We start from the raw sequence: 1,786 nt of genomic DNA, 5'->3' as shown, positions 1-1,786 counted from the left end.
CCCGAACCGGCGCGGCGCCCCGTGGCGCCCGGCTTGCCGGCGGCCGCCTTGGCCGCCGCCTTCTCGTCGAACAGCGATGCCAGCTGTTCCATCATGGCGCCGCCCAGCTGTTCCGCCTCGACGATGGTGACGGCGCGGCGGTAGTAACGGGTGACGTCATGGCCGATGCCGATGGCGATCAGCTCGACCGGCGAACGGGTCTCGATCCATTCGATCACCTGGCGCAGGTGTTTTTCGAGATAGGAGCCGGAATTGACCGACAGGGTGCTGTCGTCGACCGGCGCCCCGTCCGAGATCACCATCAGGATGCGGCGTTGTTCCGGACGCGCCAGCAGGCGGTTATGGGCCCAGAGCAGGGCCTCGCCGTCGATGTTCTCCTTGAGCAGGCCCTCGCGCATCATCAGGCCAAGGTTCTTGCGCGCGCGCCGCCAGGGCGCGTCGGCATTCTTGTAGACGATGTGACGCAGGTCGTTCAGCCGGCCGGGGGCGGCGGGCTTGCCTTCCTTCAGCCAGCGCTCGCGCGATTGCCCGCCCTTCCACGCCCGCGTGGTGAAGCCCAGGATCTCGACCTTGACCGCGCAGCGCTCCAGCGTCCGGGCGAGAATATCGGCGCAGGTCGCGGCGACCGTGATCGGGCGACCGCGCATCGAGCCTGAATTGTCGATCAGCAGGGAAACGACCGTGTCGCGGAAGGTCGTGTCATGTTCCTGCTTGAAGGTCAGCGGATGCATGGGATCGGTGACGACGCGGGACAGCCGCGCGGCATCGAGCAGGCCTTCCTCGAGATCGAATTCCCAGCTGCGGTTCTGCTTGGCCATCAGGCGGCGCTGCAGCCGGTTGGCCAGTTTCGAGACGACGCCCTGCAGGGCCTGCAGCTGCTGGTCGAGATAGGCGCGCAGGCGCGTCATCTCGTCGGCATCGCACAGCTCCTCGGCCTCGACCACCTCGTCGAATTCGGTCGTGAAGGCGCGGTAGGGCGGCTCGCCCGGGGTCTGTTCGATCGGGGTGTTGGGACGCCAGGGCCGGGTGGCCTCGGTCGAATCCTCGCCCTCGGCGCTGTCGAGATCTTCGTCGCTGTCGACCTGGACCGAGGTTTCCGTCGAATCATCGTCGCTCGCCTCGTCGGATTCAACCATTTCCGTGGTCGAGCCTTCGGGGGCGGCGCCTTCGCCCTGGCTGTCGTCGCTTTCGCCCTCGTCCTGTTCCTCGTCGTCGCTGTCGTCGTTCTTTTCCTGGTCGTCCTCGTCGGCGCCCATGTCTTCCGACAGGCCGAGGTCGGCGATCAGTTTCCGCGACATGCGGGAAAAGGCGGCCTGGTCGTCGATCACGCCGGCCAGACGCTCGATGTCGCCCGCGGCCTTTTCCTGGACCCAGTCGCGCCAAAGCTCGACGATCTTGCTGCCCGAATCCGGCGGCGGGGCGCCGGTCAGACGCTCCCGCACCATCAGGGCGACGGCTTCCGACAGGGGGGCATCGGCGCGATCCACGACGCGCGAATAGCCGCGCGCCTTGCAGCGCTCGTCGACCATCGTATCGAGGTTGCTGGCGACGCCGACCATGTCGTTGGCGCCGATCGCCTCGCAGCGCGCCTGTTCGACCGCGTCGAAGACGGCGCGGGCGGTCGAGCCTTCGGGCAGATACTGGCCGTGCAGCTTGTCGTCGTGGTGGCGCAGGCGCAGCGCGGCGGAATCCGCCTGACCGCGCACCACGGCGATTTCCGTTGGATTCATTTCGCGCGAGGGCTGCGGCAGGCGCAGCGCGGCGCCCGGGGCGGCGCCGGCCGCGC

Annotated in this window: 1 protein-coding gene; it reads right to left on the bottom strand. The window is 68.3% G+C overall.

Translation table 11 applies throughout. From position 1 onward, the window contains the following. Positions 1 to 1,786: cobaltochelatase subunit CobT (gene cobT, locus WAZ62_RS21465; protein WP_422645572.1), on the bottom strand; the 1,786-nt coding region annotated here is incomplete at both ends.

Origin of the sequence: Zavarzinia sp., assembly GCF_049306435.1 — a bacterium.
GTDB lineage: Bacteria > Pseudomonadota > Alphaproteobacteria > Zavarziniales > Zavarziniaceae > Zavarzinia.
This window is presented reverse-complemented; position numbering and strand designations above follow the sequence as displayed.